The 16,005-nt window shown below is 35.8% G+C and carries 11 protein-coding genes; 3 read left to right on the top strand and 8 right to left on the bottom strand.

What is annotated here, in order from left to right; genetic code table 11:
* Positions 1-43: 43 nt before the first annotated feature.
* The 4 genes from FRZ67_RS12660 to FRZ67_RS12645 form a co-directional block, all read right to left on the bottom strand.
* Positions 44-3,655, bottom strand: coding sequence for a response regulator (locus tag FRZ67_RS12660; RefSeq protein WP_147189917.1), 3,612 nt, complete (start codon positions 3,653-3,655; stop codon positions 44-46).
* A 20-nt stretch (positions 3,656-3,675) separates the two neighbouring features.
* A complete protein-coding gene (locus FRZ67_RS12655; protein ID WP_147189916.1) occupies positions 3,676-5,136 on the bottom strand; it encodes a hybrid sensor histidine kinase/response regulator in 1,461 nt (486 codons plus the stop codon).
* A 391-nt stretch (positions 5,137-5,527) separates the two neighbouring features.
* Positions 5,528-6,034 (bottom strand): DUF2480 family protein, encoded by a 507-nt coding sequence (locus FRZ67_RS12650; protein WP_147189915.1) that lies wholly within the window; start codon positions 6,032-6,034, stop codon positions 5,528-5,530.
* A 121-nt stretch (positions 6,035-6,155) separates the two neighbouring features.
* Positions 6,156-8,258, bottom strand: a complete 2,103-nt coding sequence (locus tag FRZ67_RS12645) for a peptidylprolyl isomerase (RefSeq protein ID WP_147189914.1) — start codon at positions 8,256-8,258, stop codon at positions 6,156-6,158.
* Between the two features lie 664 nt (positions 8,259-8,922).
* On the opposite strand from FRZ67_RS12645, the gene nadA reads away from it, so the two are divergent.
* Positions 8,923-9,936: a quinolinate synthase NadA gene (gene nadA / locus FRZ67_RS12640; RefSeq protein WP_147189913.1), complete on the top strand. Its 1,014-nt coding sequence runs from the start codon at positions 8,923-8,925 to the stop codon at positions 9,934-9,936.
* 89 nt (positions 9,937-10,025) lie between these two features.
* On the opposite strand, the gene FRZ67_RS12635 is transcribed toward nadA, so the two are convergent.
* The 3 genes from FRZ67_RS12635 to ybeY form a co-directional block, all read right to left on the bottom strand.
* Complete coding sequence (locus FRZ67_RS12635; protein WP_147189912.1) at positions 10,026-10,712, bottom strand: hypothetical protein; 687 nt, start codon at positions 10,710-10,712, stop codon at positions 10,026-10,028.
* 264 nt (positions 10,713-10,976) lie between these two features.
* On the bottom strand, positions 10,977-12,845 hold the full coding sequence (gene mnmG, locus FRZ67_RS12630) for a tRNA uridine-5-carboxymethylaminomethyl(34) synthesis enzyme MnmG (RefSeq protein WP_147189911.1): 1,869 nt from the start codon (positions 12,843-12,845) through the stop codon (positions 10,977-10,979).
* 50 nt (positions 12,846-12,895) lie between these two features.
* Positions 12,896-13,423: an rRNA maturation RNase YbeY gene (gene ybeY, locus FRZ67_RS12625; protein ID WP_225975328.1), complete on the bottom strand. Its 528-nt coding sequence runs from the start codon at positions 13,421-13,423 to the stop codon at positions 12,896-12,898.
* 2 nt (positions 13,424-13,425) lie between these two features.
* Here ybeY and FRZ67_RS12620 point away from each other — a divergent pair, with 2 nt between their 5' ends.
* Together FRZ67_RS12620 and nadD are read left to right on the top strand one after the other, a co-directional pair.
* Complete coding sequence (locus FRZ67_RS12620) at positions 13,426-13,653, top strand: FeoA family protein (RefSeq protein WP_147189910.1); 228 nt, start codon at positions 13,426-13,428, stop codon at positions 13,651-13,653.
* A 23-nt stretch (positions 13,654-13,676) separates the two neighbouring features.
* Complete coding sequence (gene nadD, locus FRZ67_RS12615; RefSeq protein WP_147189909.1) at positions 13,677-14,249, top strand: nicotinate (nicotinamide) nucleotide adenylyltransferase; 573 nt, start codon at positions 13,677-13,679, stop codon at positions 14,247-14,249.
* A gap of 104 nt (positions 14,250-14,353) precedes the next feature.
* On the opposite strand, the gene chrA is transcribed toward nadD, so the two are convergent.
* Positions 14,354-15,586, bottom strand: a complete 1,233-nt coding sequence (gene chrA, locus FRZ67_RS12610; RefSeq protein WP_225975327.1) for a chromate efflux transporter — start codon at positions 15,584-15,586, stop codon at positions 14,354-14,356.
* Between the last annotated feature and the right edge of the window lie 419 nt (positions 15,587-16,005).

The raw sequence follows: 16,005 nt of genomic DNA, 5'->3' as shown, positions 1-16,005 counted from the left end.
AACAGTTTAATAAACAGGTTACAGCAAGGTTCACAATTATTCCTTATGCATTTTCATAAAGCCAGATGCGCATTAACGATATTAACTGGTCTGTATCCACCGGTTTTGAAATATAATCTGATGCGCCGGCCTGAATGCATTTTTCTCTATCGCCTGTCATTGCCTTTGCTGTAACGGCTATAACCGGAAGCTTTTTCCACTTAACATTTTCCCTGATCTTTTTTGTGGTTTCATAACCGTCCATTTCAGGCATCATCATATCCATTAGCACAATGTGTACATTGTTATTACTTTGCAATGTTTGTAATGCTTCTTTCCCATCCATTGCAGAAAGAATATTCATCTTATGCTTTTCAAGGGCTTTGGTGAGAGAGAAAATATTTCTTACATCATCATCTGCAACAAGCACCGTTTTATTTTTTAATACCTGGTCTACCGAACCTAATTTTTTTGATGTATATCCAGGTTTCTTTTCGTGTGAATTTTCTTCTACCAAATGCAGAAAAAGCGAAACTTCATCTAATATGCGCTGGTAAGAATGCGCTGTTTTTATCACGATAGAATCTGCATATTGTTTGATCCGTTGTTCTTCTGCCCTTGATATATTCTTACCTGTAAAAATGATGATCGGAATATTCTCCAGATCTTTATTTTTTCGAACTGTTTCCAATGTTTCATATGCTTTCATGTCGGGCACTCCCATATCGAGTATTACACAGTTTACTTCTTCCTGTTTAAAAGATTCTATTGTATCGTTTACATTGCCTGAGATAGCTGCATTAATATTGTTCGTTGACAAAAAGTACGACAACGCTTTTGCATGTTTAGAGTTATCTTCTACTATCAATACTTTTTTCTGATCATTTTTAATTACGTGTTCAATTTTTTTAAACACATGGTCCATTTGTTCGTAGGCAAATGGTTTGCTTATAAAATCAATAGCGCCTTTTGATAGGCCTTCTCTTTTCACTTCAAAGGAAGACATCATATGGACGGGTATATGCCGGGTGCGTGGATCATTTTTTAATTCATCAATTACCTGCATTCCATCTTTTACCGGTAATTGAATATCTAACAAAATTCCCTGTGGCTTAAACAATTGTGCTAATTCAACCCCCTCGTCTCCTCTTACCGCTACAATACCTTTATAACCTTTTTGCCGTGAAAAATCCAGTAGCGCTTTTGCGAAAGCAGTATCATCTTCTACAATAAGTATGATTTTGTCGTTTGGTTCAATCAACTTTCTGTCGTCGGGAATATTTTCAGGTATCTGCGTGGTAATATACTGTGGTATTGGTTTAGCTAATGCTGTTATTGTTTTGTCTGGGGCTGGTGACTGCAGTATAAAAATTTCACTTTCGCCGTTTCCTTGTTGTTTTGATATGGCTAATTTATTTTCCGGAATTATTAAAATAAATTCACTTCCGTAGTTTGGTTTACTTGTTAGTGTTATATCTCCAAATAGAAGCCTTGCCAATTGACGGCTTATAGATAGACCTAACCCTGTGCCACCATATTTTCTTTTGGTTGACCCATCTGCCTGCTGAAATGCTTCGAAAATAAGTTGTTGCTTTTCTTCCGGTATACCAATACCAGAATCTCTTACCGAAAAACAAATATGCCTGTTTTCATTAATGGTCTGCACAGAAACCGTAAGGTCTATCGAGCCTCTATTTGTAAATTTTAGTGCATTAGAAATAAGGTTGCGTAAAATTTGTTCAACCCGTAGTTTGTCTGTTTCTATCTGATCCGGTACATTTTTTCCCTTGTGAATATTGAATGCAACATTTTTTTCGTTTGCCATTGGTTTAAAAAGTAATTGAATGTCTCTTAGAATTTCTTCAACCGAAACGAACGCATATTCTAATTGCATTTTGCCAGACTCAATTTTTGAAAGATCAAGTATTTCGTCTATCAGTTGTAACAGTCCATGGCCAGAACTTCTTATAACATTGGCATATTCAACTTCTTCTTTGTTAAGTGTTTTATTATTGTTTTCAGATAGTAGTCTTGATAACAGTAAAATAGAATTGAGTGGTGTTCTAAGTTCGTGAGACATATTTGCCAGGAACTCTGATTTATATTTGGTACTCAGGGCGAGCTCTTCTGCTTTTTTCTGAATCTCCAGATTTCGTACTACAATCAAATGATTTTTTTCTTCCAGTAATCTTGAGCGCTCTTCAAGCTCCTGGTTTGTTTCCATTAATTCTTCCTGCTGCACTTTTAATTCCTCTTCTGATATCTGTAATTTTTCTGTTTGGGCTTCCAGTTCGGTATTTAAGTTTTCCAGTTCGCTATGTTGAGCTTGCAACTCTTCTGTCTGTGCCTGGGTTTCCTCTAATAACTCCTGAAGTCTTGTGCGGTTATATGCTGTATTAACTGCAGTGCCAATATTTCCCGCTACATTTTTAAGAAACTCTATCTCTTTACCCCCATATATATGTATGCTTCCTAATTCAATAACACCAATTACTCTTCTCTCAAAAAAAATGGGGCAAGCAACAATATTTTTAGGTTTAATATTGCCAGCACTCACATTTATGTAAAGGTCTTCCTCGATCTCGTTTAATAAAACTTCGGTACCTGCAGAAAAACTTTGACCCACGATTCCCTCGCCCGCTGAAATTTGGTTCTTTACATTTCCAGATATCCCATAACTGCTCTGCAGGTATAATTGCGTATTATTATTTGTTAAGTAAAAAGCTCCGATCTGGCTGTTTGTGTAATGTACTATAAAATCTAAGGTTCCTGCGGAAAGCGAGTGAACGTCTTTTTCACCTGCCATTCTCTCGCCCAGTTGCGCTGATCCTTTTTGTAGCCATTCATTTTCTGTAATTAGACTAAAAGAGTTGTCCAGTGATTCTGCCATTTTATTCAAGGAAACAGAAAGGTCTCCAAGTCCATCGTTATCTTTATTGTCTAGTCTTATTTTATAATCTCCCGCAGAAATTTGTCTGGCTATTTTTTCAATAATATTTATTCTCGTTATAATCTCTTTCTCTTTTCTGTCAAGCGTTTCATTTAGTTTTACTTTTTCTGCATATTCATCATTTATTTTTTTAAAAAAAACTATTGTAATGGAGAGAGCAAGTAAAGCGGCTATGATAATGACAGGTGGAGTGTATGCTGAGTATTTATTAAGGGATGCAGTTCTTTGTGCCAATAAGTTTTTTTCTGCATTCTGAATCTTTATAACAACCTGCCTTGCCTGGTCCATAAATATTTTCCCATTTCTAAGCAGGAAAAAATCAACCGTTCGGTTTTGTTTGAACTGGTCTATGCCCTGTTGAATAAAATTATAGCGTCTGATTATTATAGTGTAAAGGCTATCGCATCTTGCCTGCTGATCTATATTATCGCGGGTAAGCTCTTTTAAATTGTCCAACGCAGCTTTCGTTTTTTCAAAAGAGCCATTGTATGGCTCAAGAAATTCCAAATCATCAGTCACAAGAAATCCGCGCTGGCCGGTTTCCGCATCCTTCATATATGAAATCACATTCTCACTTTCCTGTAATACCTGGTTCGTATGATTTAAAAGCTCAGAACTTGATATAAGATTTTTTATGCTGTAATATGAAGCTATTGAACTCAATAAAAGCAGCAATAAAGAAAGGCCGAAACCAATTTGTAAATTTCTTGTAAAGCTATTCTTCATAACATTTTTTGTGTACCCTATTAATTAATCTCTAATGGAATCAAAAAATAAAATAACGAGCCTTTGCCTGGTTCGCTTTCTACACCAAATTCAAAATTGTGTCGTCTCAAGATTTCCGCGCAGATATATAAACCTATTCCAAGCCCCTGAAAATTATGCGTAGAAACTTCTGTTCTGTAATATTTATCAAAAATATTTTGTTGATCTTTTTGCGAAATGCCAATGCCAAAGTCTTTGATGCCTATAAATAATTTATTGCTTGGTTTTCGCTTGGTTATAACCTCAATCTTTTTTGATTGCGGGGAATATTTAATTGCATTAGAAAGAAAATTGAACAGTACTTGTTCCAGTCTTATTTCATCACCAAAGACTTTTACATTAGCCTTACCTGTTCGTTCAACTATATAATCAGTATGCGTTTGACTTGTTATCTCAATAGTGTTCTCTATCATACTGTCTATATCAAAGAGCCGCATATTGAATTTAAGTTTTCCACTTTCTATTTTTGAAATATCAAGAAGGTCTGCAATTAAACTATCCAGTTTTCTAATTTGTAACAATGTTCTTTCAATGTACAACCTTGATGCATTGTCGTGGCTTATTCTATCCAGTAGTTGTACATATCCCTTTATACTTGTTAATGGCGTTTTTAATTCATGGCTGGCAATGCTTATAAATTCATCTTTTCTTTTTACAGTTTGTTTCTGGTCTTCTATATCTGTAAATGTGCCTACCCATTTTACAATAGCATTCTTTTCTTTAACGGGTAATACCCGCAATAAATGATATCTGTATTGCTGCTGATCATGTTTTTTTACCCTTACTTCCAGTTCTATTGGTTTTCCTTTTTTTACCATTTTTTTTAATTCTTCCGCAATACAAACATCATCCGGGTGTGTTACAGGAAAATCACTTTCAGAATCTGCATAAAGCATCCATTGACTATTTCTGTATTCTATTGTTCCATCGGCTTTGGTAGTAAAAGCAATCTGCGGTATAGATTCAAGCACAAACTTTAATTCAAGTGCTTTGTCATTAATTTCCTGCTGCGCCTTTTTCCTGAATTCTATTTCCGAACGCAGGCTGTCCTGCATTTCATTTAGCTGTCTTGTTTGTTCATAGAGTTTGTAAAATGTCTTGACCTTTAATAAAAGAATTTCGGGATCTATAGGTTTTGTTATGTAATCTATGCCTCCAGAATTATACCCTCTTGTTATAAATCTCTTGTCTGTATTTACCGCCGATAAAAAAATAATAGGTACATCTTTCGTTTTACTATAGCCTGAAATTGCTTCTGCTACTTCAAAGCCGTCCATATCGGGCATTTGAACATCCAGTATAATAAGTGCGTAATTATTCTTCAGCACTTTTTTTAGTGCCGCTTCACCACTGGATGCACTGTCTGTAGGAAATGAATGCAACGACAGCACCGATTTAAGTGAAAGAATATTTTCTGGTTTATCGTCTACGATAAGTATCATGAATACGGGGGATATGATTGTTGATTAGCTAATCTCAAGACTTTTGTGTTAGTAAATACATTTTACAAAATTGATGCCTTGCTTATTTTGTTTTTTGGTATAGTTTTTTGAGCCATGCATTTGTCTGGTATAAAGCTCCTGTTGCGTCGCACTCTTTTGCTGCAACAATTATATTGAGCAAAACGGGAAGATTGAATTAGTTAATTGGGATTTACAAACTAATTAAGTGTTGATATAATTCTACAGTGATATAGTCGTGTGTGGATTTGAGTAAACACGGCAGAATAAACCTTTAAGCAATATTATATACAGTTTTGCTGCTATAAAAACAAGCAGTACAAGTGAGTGACACAACAGGTGATGCCATAAAAACAAAAGCCTGAATTATACATTATTTCTTTTTAAAAATGGGTACCGTACTGCAGGGTTCGCCGTACATAATACTTTTAGCATAAGGTCTTAGTTTAGCAGTTATGGTAAGATATGCGCTTTCGGGAATCTTTATATCGCCACAACCTTTTATCACCACACGCTTATCGGTGAAAGAAGAAACATCAAGTGCATTGATATTCTTTTGCAATAAAGATGTTATCAACGTTTCGCTGTTTCCAAAAACTATTTCTTTTGAAACGGGCTGCAGATAACTTGCCACAAGCATATACGCCCATACAGGAATAACAGCATCGGCTGTGCAGGTAACTGCAACATTTTTATCATAGTATAGATTCCAGTCTGTAGCAAGTAAGGCAGCGCGAAAATCTTTTTCTTTCAATATAAGACCCCTGAACAAATGATCTTTAAGATCGTAGACGACGATCTCCCCATGCGGATAATACGTTTCAAGATTAAGTGTAATAATGCCACTCTCCGCAACCTTATTCACAATTGTTTCCTGCATAAATCATTTTTTTGCAAAGCTAATCAAGAATAATGCAAACAGTATCGAGGGCAAATGCTTTTCCGTAATACGAAAGAACCCCGCATAATGCGGGGTTCTTTCCAACTTATCTGGAAGAAGATTAATAAAATTTGGAGCGATAATCTTCAATATCTGCTGCATCTTTTACTGCAGTCATAGAACGATAGCCCATTTGCTGTTTCATTTGATTTTGCAATTGAGCGCGCAGCATTTCTGCATTTAATCCCAGCGAAGGAGCCGCATAAACACTTTCTCCCTTTACTACAAATACTGCTGACATGCCTGCAATTGGCGTACTTGCCTTTCCTTGTAATTGTTTATTGAACGCAGCACCAAGAATTTTTGGTTCATTACCAACGCCGTTTATTACAAACGACTGGTAAGAAATACTATCAGCAATCTTTATAGAAGATCCTGTTGATTGTGCTAATTGTTCAAGAGTTGTGCCTTTGAATTTGGTATTAATGATCTGCTGTGCTTTTTTCTCGTTTCTTATAATCGGCTCTACCATTGGCTTTGCTATGGTTACGCTTTGCAGACCCGGTTTGTTTATGCCAAGTATAACCGCTACCACATATTTATCGCTTACTTCAAAAGGTTCTGATACGTCTCCCGGATCGTTTTCTGCTATCCATTTCACCATTTGCCTGTTATCACCTATTCCCTGTATTGTAAAATCGTTTGGCTTTATATCTGTTGCAAACTGTGTTGATTTATTTAATTTTTTAGCATTTGCATCAAATTGATCTTTTGTTCTGCTTGTAGCAGCAAACTGTGTAGCAGCTGTGCTTGCGGCATTTATAGTTTCCTGGCTTGCTACAACAGGTTTTGCAAGATAAGCGAACTTATACCCTGTTTCAGAACCCTTTTGACCAAGCACTTCTATGTAGTGATAACCGTATGCGGTTTTTACAATATCTTTTGCGCCAACAGGATTATTAAATGAGAAATCATTAAACTCTTCCATCATTCTGCCTGATGCAAAATAATCATATACTCCCCCTTTATCTTTGCTGCCCGGATCATCAGAATAAACAGCACACACCGAATCGAAGTTGCTTCCTGATTTTATTAATGCAATAGCGCTATCTAATCTTTTCTTTGCGGTACTGTCATCTCTTACTCTTGAAAACTGGCCGCTCTGTGTCTGCTGCGCTGTAGCAACAAGTATGTGACGCACTTTTACTGAATCTGGTATTTGTCTTTCTGCAACAAGTTTTGCCAGCACATAATTATTATTATCTGCATAAGGCCCATAAATAGAACCGACAGATAAAGAGAATAAAGAATCGTTTATAGCCTGCTTGATCTCTTTTTTATTCAGGTAACTATCATAGTAAGTAAGCTCACTGTTGTTTCTTGCAAGAAAAGATTTTTCATCTCTGGTAGAAGCAAATTCTCCCTTCAATTGATTGAGCTGGTTGATAACTTCAACAGTATCTGCTTTACTAGGCGCAGCATCAAAAGAAACATAAGCAATCTGTCTTGTTTCATCTTTTTGCTGGTATTGTTTGGGATGCTTTTTTATGTACGCTGCAATCTCATCATCAGAAACTTTTATTGTACTGTCGCTGATAGTTGCATAAGGAACACTTACATAAGATATTTTAGCCAATGAATTATTATCTGCATTTGTTTTTTCTGCCATCCATTTTGGTACATAAACTGCACCCGTAAGCATTGACTGATATTTTTCGCGTAATGTTTGTAGAATAGTTGGTTCTAAATAGCCTTCATATAATTGTGCATTACGCGGATCATCTGCATTTTTCTTTATCTGTGCAAACTGTTGCCTTGCTGTTTCAGGATTATAAACACCTGTTTTAGGATCTGTAAACGCCTGCTGCATCCATTGTGGCGGATTATCACCAAACAATACGTCACTTAATTCGTCAGAATTTACTTTAAGCCCTAATTCATCATATTGTTGCTGCATCAATGTTTGCTCTACCATATAATCCCATACGCTTCCCATCAATTGTGCACGTGGTGTTCCGTTTGCCTGTTCATAAAAATCAAGCTTATGTTCATACAGATCTCTATCAATGGTTACACCATTTATTTTTGCAAGCGTAGTACTGCTGGAGAAATATCCACCACGTCTTGTAAAGGCATCCTGTAAAATAAATGCGATAAGTGACAGCGCAATCGCACCGAAAACGAACCAGGCAGCTTTATCACGTATTCTTTGAATAACTGACATAATATTATATATGGTTTTTAGAGGATGGCAAAAATAGGGTAATAAAACATTTGAACAAATTGTGAATAACTTGAGTGGTAAGTATAAGCTATTTTTAAACCCTAAAACTGTTTATAAAGCTTTGTTACGGGCAAATATTATTATGGCAGCTTCGTTGTGTCACTCACTTGTACAAAATATCAATAATGGGTTTTTCTCAAATTATTTAATATAAGCTTCCTTTTGTATAGGCAATTATTAATATTATTAGCATTAATAGGTCATATTTATTTTCAAACACAAAGCTGTTAATAAGATGATTAACCTGTTAATAAAAGCGCATAATAAGAAATTGAAAAGGGGAAAGAGGTGGAACAAATTGCCCTCTTTTCACTCGTCTCTTGTTTTTGAAAAAATTGCTGACATTTTCAGACATCTTAATTAACAGTGCATTTAATGTGGGTTTGCATTTGTGGAAATTTGCAGATATTTTATCAACGCTTGTTAAGAACCAGGCAAAAACATTACCAGCATTGAAATGCTTCTTGTGGATTTTTTGTTTATTCCTGTTAGTAAATCAAGTGTAATTAACTTTGCACTCTGGGGATAAATAAGTTATTCCGATATGAACAGCCGTAATAGTAATAGGTCTTTATAATAATAATGTATTAATATATTTATTACAATGGAAATTAACATTGCAACAGCAAAAAGAAAAATTCAGGAAAAAGGTTTTCTTGATGTTGACATTGATCCAACGCTGGACCTTTTTCATGAAATAGAGCGATTAAAAAAAGAAAAGAATGCTGTGTTGTTGGCGCATTACTACCAGGAACCAGATATACAGGATGTTGCAGATTATATTGGGGATAGTCTTGGCCTTGCGCAACAGGCTGTAAAAACAAATGCAGATATGATCGTTTTTGCAGGTGTTCATTTTATGGCAGAAACAGCAAAGATTTTAAATCCTTCAAAAAAAGTTTTGTTGCCAGATCTTAAAGCTGGCTGTTCGCTTGCTGATAGCGCACCTGCTGATTTGTTCAAAGCATTTAAAGAGAAACATCCAAATCATATTGTTATTTCTTATATAAACTGCAGTGCTGATATAAAAGCACTTAGTGATATTATCTGCACAAGCAGTAATGCACAAAAAATAATTGAAAGTGTTCCTGAAGATCAACCCATCATTTTTGCTCCTGATAAAAACCTGGGAGCATATCTCAATAAGAAAACGGGAAGGAATATGGTTTTGTGGAATGGTGCGTGTATGGTACATGAGATATTTAGCCTTGAGAAGATCACCAGGTTGAAAATAAGACACCCAAAAGCAAAGTTGATAGCTCATCCTGAGTGTGAGGAAGCGGTGCTTAAAGTGGCTGATTTCATCGGCAGCACTACACAACTTTTGAAATATGCCATTAATGATAGCTGTAATGAATTTATTGTTGCTACGGAGACTGGCATATTGCATCAGATGCAGAAAGATGCTCCGAATAAAACATTTATTCCTGCACCTCCAAATAATGCTTGTGCTTGTAATGATTGCCCACACATGAAATTAAATACATTGGAAAAATTATATCTCTGCATGCAATATGAACAACCGGAAATTTTGATGGAGGAGCAATTAAGAGTTGCTGCTTTAAAACCTATTGAAAGAATGCTGGAAATTAGTAAGGCTGCGGGTTTGGGAGGATAATCAAATTCTGGTTGTTGATATATATTCGGGAGATGAAAGGATTGCGACGCAAGAGGTGATGCTATGAAATGAATTTGCTTGTATCAATATTAATTGTCTTCTTTTTTTAATATTGCATCTTCTATGCGTCCGTTATTCTGATAAATGGCAAATATTTTTTGGATGTAGTAGCCAAGTTCAATTTCATTCATTGTAATTAGTAATTCATAAGAAGGCTTACTTATTTCTATAAACGAATCAAGTGCATTGAATTTTAAACCTGTGAGTTTACCAACCAGATATTTTGTATAACGATGATTGACATATTTTTCACGCTCCTGTTCTTCTAAACGTTCCTGCATAGAAAGTATTTGTCGGTTACGTCTAAAACGAAACATGTTTATAAATTCATTTATATCCAGGCCAACAGTAACAGCGCCGGGTGTATAATTGTTAGGAGAGGCAGAGTTCAATCTTACTGTAGGTTTTCTGAAGTTAAAAACCTTTGCGTAATCTTCCCTGTTTTGAATGGAATCCTGAGTATAATTTTTGTTACGTACTTTAACTGCGGGAAGCCATTTCGCATCCACATATAATGCAATCTCAAAATTTGATAGATCTCTTATTGTATCAACAGGATATTTTAATGTATTTTTTGAAAGAAAAGAAAACCATACAGAATCTTTTGATGAAACCGTTACTGTAAATTTTCCCAAAGAATCTGATATAGTATGTAAACCTGATGATGTCATTACTGTTACTGCATCAAGAGGTTTTTTACTAAAATAATCATACACAGTCCCTCTTAATTTTAACTGAGCATATGATGCTTTTGAAAAGCAAAAAATATAAAAAAATGAAAGAAAAAAGTGTAGTATTATTTTCAACAGCGAATTATTTAACTGTAATATTAAAACATATCATGCTTAAGAAATATCACAATAATTCTATTTAACCGGAATTTAGATTTTATGTACCAGGCTGTATTTCTAGTAGCGTCAATTGTTGCGTTGCACTCTTGTATTGATGAGTAATAAGTGAGCTTATTTAATATAAAATAATTAACGGCCCATGTAAACCATTAATATTTGTACATCGCTCGGATTAACACCGCTTATCCTGCTGGCTTGTCCTAACGTTCTTGGTTTTATTTTTTTAAATTTTTGTAAAGCTTCATTACTGAGTGCAGCTATTTTATCGTAGTTAAACGAATCCGGAATTAATAATTCTTCCATAGCAGACATGCGGACTACGAGGTCTCTTTCCTTTTCTATGTAGCGTTCGTATTTTATTTGTATTTCTGTTTGTTGCAATGAATCGATGGTGAATTTTTCTTTCAGTTCTTGTAATTTAGGAACTGAATTAAAAAGGGATTCAATATTCACATTAGGTCTTAATAGTATTTTTGCTGCTTTTTGTTTATCTGATATTGTTGATGAACCAATTTGGATTAAGTAAGTATTTATTTCGTCGGGTTCTATATAAATGTTTTTAAGAAGTCCATGAATAGATTCTACCTGGTTTCTTTTATTAATTACTTTTTCCATTCTCTCCTGAGAAGCAAGACCAAGGCGAAAACTTTTTTCTGTTAACCGTAAATCCGCATTATCCTGTCTTAAAAGAGTTCTATATTCTGCACGGCTTGTAAACATGCGATATGGCTCTTCCGTTCCTTTACTTATAAGATCATCTATTAATACGCCTATGTAGGCTTCACTGCGTTTTAAAATAAATGGGTCTAGATTGTTAACTTTTTGATGTGCATTAACACCTGCCATAAAACCTTGGCAAGCAGCCTCTTCATAGCCTGTAGTTCCATTTACCTGCCCCGCAAAGAAAAGATTAGCAACCAATTTTGTTTCTAACGAATGATTTAATTGTGTGGGAGGAAAGTAATCATATTCTATTGCATAGCCAGGACGGAAAATCTTAGCGTTTTCAAAACCTTTAATATTACGAAGCGCTTCGTATTGTACTTCTTCCGGTAAAGATGTAGAGAAGCCGTTTACATATATTTCAATAGTATTAAAGCCTTCGGGTTCAACAAATAATTGATGTCTATCCCTTTCTGCAAAGCGATTAATTTTATCCTCAATGCTTGGACAATATCTGGGTCCTATGCCGTCTATTCGACCGGTAAACATCGGGCTTCGATCGAAACCAGTTTTTAAGATATCATGAACTTTTTGATTTGTATAAGTTATATGACAACTCTTCTGTTGTTCGGGCCTTATTTTTTTTGTATCTAAATATGAAAAACCAACGATTTCATCATCTCCTTTTTGCTCTTCCATTTTAGAATAATCAAGGGAACGACCATCAATTCTTGGAGGAGTTCCGGTTTTTAAACGATTGCTTTCAAAGCCATATTCTATTAATTGTTCAGTAATTCCGCTAGCTGCTTTTTCTGCCACCCTTCCTCCGCCAAATTGCTTTTCCCCTATATGAATAATACCATTCAAAAATGTGCCACTTGTCATCACTACAGCTTTAGATACTATTTCGTGCCCTAAACCAGTTATCACTCCACAGGCCCTCCCCTTTTTTAGAACTATTGATTTAACCATGTCCTGGTAGAAATCAACATTCGGCGAGTCCTCCAACATTTGTCTCCAGGTAGTTGCAAATAACATGCGATCACTCTGTGCTCTCGGACTCCACATTGCAGGTCCTTTACTTCTGTTCAACATTCTGAATTGTAGCATACTTTTATCTGTAACGATGCCACTATATCCTCCCATTGCATCTATCTCTCTCACAATTTGACCTTTTGCGATTCCACCCATTGCCGGATTGCAACTCATTTGGGCAATAGTTTGCATGTTCATTGTTATCAATAAGACATTACTACCAAGATTAGCCGCGGCTGCGGCTGCTTCACAGCCAGCATGACCTGCTCCGACGACAATCACATCATATTCTCGGAACATAATTTTTGATTTTGAATGATAATTTGCTTCACGTGAAACAACTAGCGCCTCTAGCCTTTTAAATGTTCCACGGGAAACTTTTTAATGAGATGAAAAGCTTTAATGTAGTAGTTTTCTTTCGCTCTCATGATTTTAATTTCTGTTTTCTTCTTGTCCTTATAGCCACATAAATGTAAGGCTCCGTGAAACAAAACCCGCAATAATTCCTCTTTAAAAAAAACGCCCCTTTGAATTGCATTATCTTTTACACGGTCTAAGCTTATATATATCTCTCCGATGGTCTTATTTGTTTCTGATAGATCGAAGGTTATAATATCGGTGTAAAAATCATGGTTAAGAAATTGATTATTTATCTGCAATAAATACTCATCGGAGCAAAATACATAGTTAAGCTTGTCCAGCTTTAGTTTCTCTTTTCTGAATAGGAATTCAACTGTCTGCTTTATTTTGTTTTTACCTGCTATCGTAAGCTTTCTATCTGCGTAATGAAAATAAACTTTTTGCAATGCATATTCTTTTTTGACTTCCAAAATTCGTAATAAAAAACTGTTATACAGCACTACATTTGCATTCTTCAATTATGAAAAGATTATCACAGATAGCTGTTGGCAAAAAAGTAATTATAAAATCATTTGAAAAAGACGACATCTTTATAAAATTGATGGAAATGGGTTGCATTCCCGGCGAAATAATCAGAGTAGAGCAGGTTGCACCGCTTGGGGATCCAATTTCCATATCAGTAGCAGGTTATAATTTAAGCCTTCGGTTGAATGAAGCCGATCAAATATTTGTAGAAGATTCTGAATAATTCCCCTTCTTATCTTTACCTGCATGAAAATCGGTCTGTATTTCGGTTCATTTAACCCCATTCACATCGGGCATTTAATAATTGCGAACCATGTTCTGAACAGCCTAGATATTAAAAAAATATGGTTTATTGTTTCTCCTCAAAACCCGCTAAAGCATTCAAATTCACTTTTGAATGAATACCAGCGACTTCATCTGGTAAGACTTGCCATTGAAGACAACCTCTCCATGGTAGCATCTGATGTTGAGTTTAAATTACCTCGCCCATCCTATACCATTGATACACTTGCTTATCTTAAAGAAAAATACCCCGGACATGAATTCTCTATTATTATGGGCTCCGATAGTTTCCAGAACATTCATAAATGGAAAAATCCTGAGCGAATTATTGCCAACTACAGGATCATTATCTATAATAGACCTGGTTTTGAGATTAAAGACTCAAATCCAAATACTGTAATTCTTAAGGACGCACCCAGGCTTGATATCTCTGCTACGGCTATCAGGGAGCTTATAAAGAACGGAAAATCAATAAGATACCTTGTTCCAGATAAGCCCGTTGAAGAAATTAAAGCTTGTGGCTACTATAAGAAATGAGAAAGCCTTTCTTTTTGCTGACCAATAATTAAGCCCTGATGTATACGACGCATAAAATTAAATAGTTGTATTGCAAACCGGTTTCAAAAATCTTCATCTTATTATTACAGCAGCCTGCCGAGCAAAAGACAGAAAAGTACAATAAAGGGGGCTCGTATTTTCGTGAAGCTTAATGCAAGAAAAGTTCCGGTGATAACGATGATATTCATCAGCGGTATAGCTGTTCCGTCTATTATATCGAAGGAAATACTCTTCATCAATACAAATGTCGCAGCAATCATAATGCCTACGACTGCAGCATTTATTCCTTCAAGTGATCGAAAAATAACTGCGTATTTTTTTAGATTATGCCATACTGGAAAAAAGAAAAGCACCAGCAAAGCGCTTGGTAGAAAAATGGCCACCGCGCCAATAATACAACCGAATATCTGCATCGTAGGTTGGGGTTCTCTATCTTTTAAGGCCATACCACCCATGTAAGCGCCAATTGAAAATACAGGGCCAGGTATGGCTCGTACCATTCCCGAGCCAGTAAGAAAATCCTCCTTACTGATTTTCAACACTTTAGGGTTTTCGGTTTCTATCCGTTGCACATCTGGCCTTACTACATACTGCTGGTACATCATAGGCATAAGCACATCCCCACCCCCAAATACCAGGCTGCCAAAACGATAAAAATTTTCAAACAGATTATATGCCCCCCTATTTTTCCAGTCTTCTTTACGCGCAGTTTCACTGAAGTAACCAGCAATAATAAACAACCCAAGAAAAATAACCATATTTCCCCAATTGATCTTTTTAGGTGGAACCCCTTTTTGAGGAATTCGTTTATCACTAAAGTTGGTGACAATTCCACCCAACACAATAATAATTGGAAATATAAATGGCGTGTTAAAAAGCAAAAAAGTACTAATTGCCGCCACTACCATTATAATTCTTGTAATAGTATTATTAATGGAGATTTTAGACATACGAAAAGCTGAAAACGCAATAAATCCTACTGCCATAGGTTGAATAAACTTAAACAATTCTGTACTCATATAGCGCTTATCTAAGTACTCCAACAGAAACGATAACCCGCCCATTAACAAACTGGCGGGCATGATCCAGATGATCAAGGTAATTATTGCAAGGGTTAGTCCACCCCTCTTATAACCTATAAGCGTAAGCGTTTGCGTAGATGAGGCGCCAGGTAGCATTTGGCAGAAAGCATTATAATCCAACAATTCCTGCTCCGTTAGATCGTGGCGACCGTGCACAAAAGTCCGCAACATCATACCAAAATGGCCTTGAGGCCCGCCAAAGGCAGTAAGGCTATGTAAAAAAACAGCTTTCAAAAAAGGTCCGTGGCGTAAGAGTACCAAAAGCTAAGGTTTTTTAGAGTGAGCAAGAATGAGATTAAAATTAGAGTTTTTTTATGTTTCCCGGCGATAGTATTATAATCATCATTTGTTGTGTCACTCACTTGTACGTTCTCTTTTCATGGCGGCATTGTAATCCTACACTCTCTACATGATAATCACATCCTTTTATTTGCCAGAATATAAATTAATTAACTATGTAAATGCAAGTAAACCAGCATTTTAATTTAAAAATCATAAGCAAGATCTAATTATCAGCAGAGAAACGCGGCTATCGATGATGCTCTTATTCCCGGTTGCTGAAGAACGAACTTTTATCTGCGGAATTGAAAATTGTACGCAAAAATTGGTACCACAATTCTCGACCGCTTGAAAAAAGGTACGGCTTATTAAAA

The organism is Panacibacter ginsenosidivorans, from assembly GCF_007971225.1.
In the GTDB taxonomy this organism is placed as follows: domain Bacteria; phylum Bacteroidota; class Bacteroidia; order Chitinophagales; family Chitinophagaceae; genus Panacibacter; species Panacibacter ginsenosidivorans.
The sequence above is the reverse complement of the archived record's forward strand: the minus strand, read 5'-3'. Positions and strand labels throughout refer to the sequence as shown.

What these genes read in the sequence shown, in the direction of transcription:
- FRZ67_RS12650 (WP_147189915.1), bottom strand. Translation starts at nt 6,034, where the DNA reads ATGCAGGAAACAATTGTGAATAAGGTTGCGGAGAGTGGCATTATTACA.
- FRZ67_RS12655 (WP_147189916.1), bottom strand. Translation starts at nt 5,136, where the DNA reads ATGATACTTATCGTAGACGATAAACCAGAAAATATTCTTTCACTTAAA.
- nadD (WP_147189909.1), top strand. Translation starts at nt 13,677, where the DNA reads ATGAAAATCGGTCTGTATTTCGGTTCATTTAACCCCATTCACATCGGG.
- FRZ67_RS12660 (WP_147189917.1), bottom strand. Translation starts at nt 3,655, where the DNA reads ATGAAGAATAGCTTTACAAGAAATTTACAAATTGGTTTCGGCCTTTCT.
- mnmG (WP_147189911.1), bottom strand. Translation starts at nt 12,845, where the DNA reads ATGTTCCGAGAATATGATGTGATTGTCGTCGGAGCAGGTCATGCTGGC.
- FRZ67_RS12620 (WP_147189910.1), top strand. Translation starts at nt 13,426, where the DNA reads ATGAAAAGATTATCACAGATAGCTGTTGGCAAAAAAGTAATTATAAAA.
- FRZ67_RS12645 (WP_147189914.1), bottom strand. Translation starts at nt 8,258, where the DNA reads ATGTCAGTTATTCAAAGAATACGTGATAAAGCTGCCTGGTTCGTTTTC.
- nadA (WP_147189913.1), top strand. Translation starts at nt 8,923, where the DNA reads ATGGAAATTAACATTGCAACAGCAAAAAGAAAAATTCAGGAAAAAGGT.